Here is a 6,129-nt window from a genome sequence, read left to right on the forward strand (position 1 = left end):
GTCCTTGCCGTAGACATCCAGCCACGTGTAGCTGCGGTCCAGGAACATGGGATCGCAACTGACCACGATGCCCAGGTTCTTGATGCGCGGGAGCTGCTCTTGACGCGGGTAGAATCCGCAGTGGTCCATGGTGATGCGGCGTGAACGAATGTAGTTCAGGTCGAGCGAGGGCTGTGATTGCATGACGCGCTCGACGGTGTCCATGAAGTAGTCGACAGCCTTGTCGCCATAAACGTGGTTGACAATGTAACGCAGGCGCGAGCGGACGGCGGCGGAGATGGCCTTGTCGTATTCGCTGCCGGGCGTCAGGATGCACTGCTCGGCGGACTTGTACTTGGCTTCCGCTTCCATGGTGGTGCAAATGTTCGGCGGACCGCTATCGATGCCGCCGAGAGTAACGCCCACGTTGAAGAAATACTTGCTGCCCAGGCCTGCCACATCGCCCTTGCGGATGAAGCAGCCGGCCATATCCGGCTCCACCTGCTGGCAGAAGCGATCGGCATAACCAAAGCGGATCGGCATACGGCCTTCGCGGTCCAGCTTCATGTAGCCGTCATGAATGCGCAGTCCGACGATGTGCGAGCTGAAGCTGGTCTGGCCCAGCGCGGCCTGATGCTTCAGGCCATCTTCGATCAGGTCAGCCATCTCATCGACGTGATCGCGGAAGTAGCGATCCACCACCAGCGAGCGGGTGATGGTGGTGTCCATGGTCAGGGCGTTGTCCACATTTTCCTGGCTCCAGTCCATGCCGTAGAGCGCCAGGAAGGAGTTCTGCGCGGAGCGGTTCAGCATCCACGCGGGATGCGAAAGCAGAAACACCGGAAGTGTCGGCGCCAGTTTGTTCAGGTCTTCATAGGTGATGGCTTTGTCGTTGAGGTACTTCACGCCGATGCCCTGGCCATCGCCGCCCGCAGGCATGCTGATGACAGCCCATTGATCAGGCTTAGGATTGGCCATCTGCTCTTTCACTACCAGCTCGATGCCTTTGCGAATTTCGTTATAGTCTTTGCCGGTCACCGTGAAGGTGCGGCGCACTTCCTCGATCTTGGCCGCGTTGGCGCGGCTCCAGCGTCCGATGGAGTGATCGTGCATGTGGGAGTGGGTGTTAATGATGCCCGGAATAACCGTACGGCCCTTCAGATCAATCTTGCGGGTCGCGGGACCGGCCAGCGCCAGCATCTCGGCATTCGTGCCCAGAGCCAGAATCTTTTCCTGCCGGACGGCCATCGCCTGCACCGCGGTGCCTGTGTTCTGGTTGAAGCCTACATCGGTCATCGGAACGATCTTCGCGTTGTGAATAATCAAATCGGGGTAGCTCACCAAAATGCTCGGTGCCGTAGTGGTCTGAGCTGTCGCCATGCCTGTCCACAACAAACAAGAGGCCACAGTCATCCAAAGTGCCTGTTTCCTGAATCGCATTATTTGTAGTTCCTCCATTGATTTCCAGTCCGGTGCGGTACTGGATTTTTCTAACTAAAATTTAGCGGACCATCAAATCCTCTGGCAGTTGGGGATCAACCCCATGCACGGAGCATGGAAAGCCATCCTCACTCTGCCGAACCGGAGTTCCCCAACTCTGAATTCGTTCCAAACAGATTTGCAAGCCGTTGATTCAAAAATAACTTCCCCTAGGCCTGCAAGTCAAGCGTAATCGCTTGCCCGAATGCCATCGATTGCCCTCGTTATCTATGATGGCTCGAACCGAAAAATGGAAGCTTCCAACGCACACGGCGGTATCGCTCAAAAAAATAGACCACCCTCAACTATTTTGGGTTCCGTTAATCGATTGGATCGAGCGGAATGCGCACCCCCTGCCCCTTCGCTTCAGGCCACTGGACAATAGTGATGGCGGTCAGCACGAGCACGATTCCAGCGGCCTGTAGCGGGTTCATACTTTCACCCAGCGCTATCGCCGCAATTGCGATGGCAAACACCGGCTCCAGACAACTGGCAACAATTGCGCTGGTGGGTTCCAACAATTGCAGCCCCACATAATAAAGTGAAAGCGGTAGTAGCACGGAAACGATGGAAAAAAAGAAGAGAAAGAGCCATTGCAGGCCCGTCAAATGCAACGCGAGCAGTTTCCACGGCGGGTTGATTCCCAGCCAAAACAGACTGGCGGTCAGAGTGGTGTAAAGCATCACCGTCCAGCGGTCCCGCTTCTCCAGAATGTGGTGTCCCCACACATTCGAGAAGGCGAAGGTTAGGGCGGAGAGAAACGCCGCTCCCAGCCCGATTTGATCCAGAGGTATCCCGCTTTCGAATATATTGATGACCAGCGCGCTGCCCGCCACCGCCAACCCCACCGCCGCCAAACGCCGCAGCGTGGGCCGCTGCTGGCCGCGCGCCGCCAGATAGAGCAGCACCCAGACCGGTGCCGTATACTGGATGACAATCGCCGTCGCCACGTTGGTTCTCTCGATGGCCAGATAGTAGAAATAATTTGTGGCAGCCTGCCCAATCACGCCGAAGACGATAATATTGCGGAGTTCGGCCCATGGAATTTTCAGATTGCCCACGCCGCGCCGGGCCAGCATCACGGGCAATAAAATCAGAAACGTGAATGTAGTGCGTGTCTGGGAAAGGAGTAGCGCGTCGATGCCCGGCAGCGACTCGCTACCGGGCAGCAGCCGTCCCGTGAACGCCGCGCGCCCCAGCGTCGCCGCCACACCCCAGAAGAAAGTCGCCGCAGCGATGTATGCGTATCCCCGCAGATGATGATGCTTACTCGTCAACGAATGGCCCTATTATCCTAAATTGTGAGAATTCTCGTTAGGGATTGCATAGCAAGTTTTCTAGTTTACTCTGCTTTCCGCAGTGATGACAGATACGATGGCCCGTTCGCAGACAAACCCCAAATGTCGTCATCCCGAGGAGCGCAGCGACGAGGGACCCGCTGTTGGGTTTGATCCGTAGCACAACAGCAGGTCCTTCGCTGCGCTCAGGATGACGACGGTGCGTGGATGAATTCCGCGGTATGCTGGAGAGCCGGTGTCTGGAATCTTCCTAATCCGGACAACAGCGATATCTACCTTATGTCTTCTGACGACAAGACAACCATTCGGCTCAGCCGAAACACACAGCACTGCTACGTCTGCGGGCCGCAGAATCAAGCGGGCCTGCATGTACTTTTCACTCGTGATGGCGAGCGCGGCGCGCGCGGGGAATATGTGGCACAACCGGAGCACTGCGGCTGGCCCGGCATGTTGCACGGCGGCATCACCTTTGCTCTGATGGATGAGGCCCTGGCCTACGCGCTCTACTTTCAGGGAATGTTCGGCGTAACCGCCAAGGCCGAGACGCGCTTCCGCGAACCTATCCCAGCCGGGGCGAAGGTGATCATTCGCGCCTGGGTGGTCGCGCAGCGCCGCCGCCTGGTAACTGCCCATGCCGAAATTCACTTGGATGATGTTACGAAAACCGTGCTGGCGGAAACGGAGGCCACCATGTTTCTTCAGGAGGCGGAGCTTCAACAGGAAGCGCCTTTCGACTCAGGCGCTACGGCTTCTTGAAGGTTCGCAGGAACGCGATGATATTGGTGATATCCATATCCGCAATGCCCTTCATCGCTTTCATCTTTCCCGCACCGTCCTTCACCACTTTCTGAATTTCAGCGTCCGACCTGGACTGCACACGCGGCGAGCCGAGATGGGGAATCTCGGCCTGGAGCATCTTCGCAACACTTTCCTGCGGTGAGCCATCCTGCCCATGGCAAAGCGCGCAGCGCCGCTCGTAGATGTCCTTCCCCGTATGCGGCTTCTTGTCCGCTGCTAATGAAGCGGACTGGGCCAGCGACTGCGCAACCGTCGCCACAATCAGACCAGCAACAAATATTGCATTTCTCCATTCAGCGCTCATCACCTTACCAGCCTCCGTGCCATCAACTAATTTCATTCTAGCAAGACGATAGCCTGCGGAAAAGCCGCCTGCCCCTAAGGTAGGAATTCGTCGTACAATGTCGTTGCCCATTTTAATTACACTTAATTTTGTATGGGAGCCCATCCGAAGATGCCCCGATTGCCACTGACACTCGCCTGCTGGGACTATGACCGCACCCGCGCACTGCTGGAAGACCGTCTCGCCGTGGATGGCGTCGCGCTGACGGGCCTCAACCTGGTGGTGGAGGAGACTTTCTTCCGCATGCTGCGGCACCACGAATTCGATGTCTCGGAGATGTCGCTGTCTTCCTACACCATGACGCTGCACTCGGAAGACCGGCCATTCATCGCCATCCCCGTCTTCCCTTCCCGCTTCTTCCGGCACTCCTGTATTTATGTAAATGCGAACAGCGGCATCCGCGAACCGAAAGATTTAATCGGCAAGCGCGTCGGCGTGCCGGAATATCAGATGACCGCCGCGGTGTGGATTCGCGGCATCCTGAACGAGCACTACGGAGTACCGCTCGCCGGCGTGTCTTACTGCAGCGGCGGCGAGGAGCAGCCGGGGCGTCTCGAGAAATCTCCCATCACGCTGCCGCCGGATATCAAGCTGCAACCGATTCCCCATGACCGCACGCTCGCTCAGATGATTGCCACCGGGGAGATTGACGCGCTTTACACCGCCCGCATGCCTTCCACATTTTCCACAAATGCCGCCAGCCCAGTGCGGCGACTGTTCGCCAACTATGATCAGGTCGAGCGCGAATACTATCAGAAGACCAAAATATTCCCGACCATGCATACCATCGTCATCCGCCGCGATGTCTATGAAAAGCATCCGTGGATAGCACAATCGCTCTACAAGGCATTCACCCTCGCCAAGCGCGAGGCGCAACGCGACCTCACCGAGACCACCGCGTTGAAGGTCATGCTGCCCTGGCTCACCCGGCATTTGGAAGACACGCAACAACTGATGGGTGAAGACTTCTGGCCGTATGGGCTGGACGCCAACCGGGTGGTGCTCGAAACATTTCTTCGCTATCATTTCGAGCAGGGGCTATCGAAGCGCCTGCTGAAACCAGAAGAACTTTTTGCGCCGGAGTCTCTCGAGTCCTTTCGCATTTGAAATGTGTAGCACGCATGTTAGAGGCTGTCATCCTGAGCGCAGCGAAGAACTTGCTGTTCGTCGAAAAAAACCAAAGCAGGTCCTTGGCTCCGCTCAGGATGACACTAGGTTTAGTTTCTGATAGAAAGCTAAGGAGAATCACAACATGCACGCAGCGATAGCCCGCAGCCTCCTCATCGTCCTCACGTTGTCCACAGCCGAACTGCACGCGCAAGGCTGGCAGATGCCACCGGATAGCGCGCGCTGCCCCTCGCATTGGGGCCAGAATGACGAGCGCGGTTCGGCCAATCTGATGACGCCTCAGGCGATTCTGCGGGCCACTCGCCTGATTCAGTCTGGTGAGATGTTCGAGCTGGCCGACGTGTTATCCGCCGACCCCGCGGAGGGCTACGTCAATGCCGGTCGTGGATTCAATCTCCAAACCAAGGCTTCCGTGCCCATCCCCAATACGCGGGTTGGCAACGAAGAGTTGGTGGTGGCCGAACTGGGCCAGCTCGGAACGCAGTTCGACGGCTTCGCGCATCAGATGTGGGGCAGCAGTTTTTACAATTGCTTTCAGTATTCCCAGATCATGTCGCGCACCGGCTTCACCAAGTTGGGAATTGAGAAAGTCGGCACGCTGATGACGCGCGGCGTGCTCATCGACGTTGCCGCGCTGAAGAGCGCCGAGCGACTCCCGGATGGCTACGTCATCACCCCGGACGATTTGCAGCAGGCGCTGAAGAAACAGAATCTCTCCCTGGAGCCTGGCGACGCCGTACTGATCCGCACCGGCTGGGATGCGCTGCGCGGCAAAGACAATGCCAAGTACGCCGGCTCCGGCGCGGGCATCGGCGTAGCGGCCGCGCAATGGCTCGTAACGCAAAATCCCATGCTGATCGGCTCGGACAATTGCTGCGTCGAGGTGCGTCCATCCGAGCCACAGACCAGCTTGCCGGTGCATTCCATCATGCTGATCCAGCACGGCATCCATCTACTCGAAAATATGCGACTGGCGGCGCTGGGCCGCGCCCGCGCGTATGAGTTCGCATTCATCGTGCAGCCGCTGAAACTCAAAGGCGCGACCGGCTCAACCGTTGCGCCCGTGGCCATTCGATAAAACAGAGAGTAGTGAGTAGGCAGTGG

The 6,129-nt window shown here is 57.6% G+C and carries 6 protein-coding genes; 3 read left to right on the forward strand and 3 right to left on the reverse strand.

What is annotated here, in order from left to right:
* Positions 1–1,437 (reverse strand): hypothetical protein (locus tag EXQ56_14545; GenBank protein MSO21640.1); only part of this gene is annotated, 1,437 nt, incomplete at its 3' end.
* Between the two features lie 341 nt (positions 1,438–1,778).
* A complete protein-coding gene (locus tag EXQ56_14550; GenBank protein MSO21641.1) occupies positions 1,779–2,735 on the reverse strand; it encodes a hypothetical protein in 957 nt (318 codons plus the stop codon).
* 228 nt (positions 2,736–2,963) lie between these two features.
* On the opposite strand from EXQ56_14550, the gene EXQ56_14555 reads away from it, so the two are divergent.
* Positions 2,964–3,512, forward strand: a complete 549-nt coding sequence (locus EXQ56_14555) for a PaaI family thioesterase (GenBank protein MSO21642.1) — start codon at positions 2,964–2,966, stop codon at positions 3,510–3,512.
* On the opposite strand, the gene EXQ56_14560 is transcribed toward EXQ56_14555, so the two are convergent.
* Positions 3,499–4,002: a c-type cytochrome gene (locus EXQ56_14560; GenBank protein ID MSO21643.1), complete on the reverse strand. Its 504-nt coding sequence runs from the start codon at positions 4,000–4,002 to the stop codon at positions 3,499–3,501. The two genes, EXQ56_14555 and EXQ56_14560, sit on opposite strands and share 14 nt — an antisense overlap.
* A 6-nt stretch (positions 4,003–4,008) precedes the next feature.
* Here EXQ56_14560 and EXQ56_14565 point away from each other — a divergent pair, with 6 nt between their 5' ends.
* Both EXQ56_14565 and EXQ56_14570 read left to right on the forward strand, forming a co-directional pair.
* Complete coding sequence (locus EXQ56_14565; protein ID MSO21644.1) at positions 4,009–5,004, forward strand: ABC transporter substrate-binding protein; 996 nt, start codon at positions 4,009–4,011, stop codon at positions 5,002–5,004.
* Positions 5,005–5,149: 145 nt separating this feature from the next.
* Entirely contained in the window at positions 5,150–6,103 is a 954-nt protein-coding gene (locus EXQ56_14570) for a cyclase family protein (GenBank protein MSO21645.1), read from the forward strand.
* Positions 6,104–6,129 lie beyond the last annotated feature (26 nt).

It is taken from the genome of Acidobacteriota bacterium, assembly GCA_009691245.1.
Classification (GTDB): domain Bacteria; phylum Acidobacteriota; class Terriglobia; order 2-12-FULL-54-10; family 2-12-FULL-54-10; genus SHUM01.

Bases quoted from the DNA above. Each gene is read 5' to 3' on its own strand.
- EXQ56_14555 (MSO21642.1), top strand. From the start codon at position 2,964: ATGAATTCCGCGGTATGCTGGAGAGCCGGTGTCTGGAATCTTCCTAAT.
- EXQ56_14560 (MSO21643.1), bottom strand. From the start codon at position 4,002: ATGGGCTCCCATACAAAATTAAGTGTAATTAAAATGGGCAACGACATT.
- EXQ56_14565 (MSO21644.1), top strand. From the start codon at position 4,009: ATGCCCCGATTGCCACTGACACTCGCCTGCTGGGACTATGACCGCACC.
- EXQ56_14570 (MSO21645.1), top strand. From the start codon at position 5,150: ATGCACGCAGCGATAGCCCGCAGCCTCCTCATCGTCCTCACGTTGTCC.